This is a genomic window from Oleiphilus sp. HI0079, from assembly GCF_001635105.1.
In genome coordinates this window covers 1-1,002 of the sequence record NZ_LWFT01001342.1, presented here as the reverse complement: position 1 = coordinate 1,002, position 1,002 = coordinate 1, and the positions used below count along the sequence as shown (strand labels likewise).

The following is a 1,002-nucleotide window of genomic DNA, read 5'->3' as shown; positions in this document are numbered from 1 at the left end:
GCAACAAAGCTATAAACACTAATGTCGTGAGCGATGCCGAAACCCTCACGCGTTGTCGCATCGACGTAATCGCCTTCAAGTTCGTGACCAGGAGCGAAGCCAACCGAATGAACAACGATGTCAATATGCCCCCATTGCTGCTTAATGTTATCGAAAACGGCTTCTATTTGTTTGTCGTCGGCAACGTCTAGAGGAAGTATTAGCGGGCTTGACCACTTCTCACCGAAGTCCTCGACGCGCTTCTTGAGCTTGTCATTTTGGTATGTGAGAGCGATCTCAGCACCCTCGCGGTGCATTGCATCGGCAATACCTGTGGCGATAGAGAGCTTGCTAGCGATACCAACAATTAAAACTTTTTTTCCTGCTAAAAAACCCATACTTAAACCTCAGTGTGTTGCGCGATTACGGAATTCTGTCCATAAAAGAACGCGGCTTCAAGTAATTCCTTCGTGTAGGGGTGTTTTGGGGATGAAAACAAGGCTTCGCATTCATTTTCTTCAACAATCTTGCCATGCTTGAGTACGAGTACTCGATGGCTAAGTGCTCTCACGACAGCAAGGTCATGGCTGATGAAGATAAACGCTATATTGTGCTTTTGTTGTATTCGGCGAAGAAGGTCGATTACCTGTACTTGGATGCTTCTGTCCAAGGCCGACGTCGGTTCATCTAGGATAATAAGTTGTGGTTTGAGTATGAGTGCTCGGGCAATGGCGATACGCTGCCTCTGACCTCCCGAAAACTCATGCGGATAACGGTGACGATAATCCGGATCTAGCTCAACCTCACGCAGTGCATCAATAATCATCTGCTCTCGTTCGACAGCGTCACCAATCTTATGAATTTCAAGGCCTTCAGATATGATCTGCCCGATAGACATGCGTGGACTTAAGCTGCCGAATGGATCTTGGAAAACAATTTGTATTTCTCGACGTATTGGTCTGAATTGTTTTTGGTTCATCTGGTCGATACGTTTACCGTCAAATGCGATGACACCTTTGCTAC

General features: G+C 46.4%; 2 protein-coding genes. Both read right to left on the bottom strand.

What is annotated here, in order from left to right; translation table 11 throughout:
* Positions 1-377, bottom strand: a 377-nt coding sequence (locus A3750_RS23225) for an enoyl-ACP reductase (RefSeq protein WP_156498879.1), incomplete at its 3' end; no start/stop codon positions are given.
* A 2-nt stretch (positions 378-379) separates the two neighbouring features.
* The coding region (locus tag A3750_RS23220) for an ATP-binding cassette domain-containing protein (RefSeq protein WP_156498878.1) at positions 380-1,002 on the bottom strand (623 nt) is incomplete at its 5' end.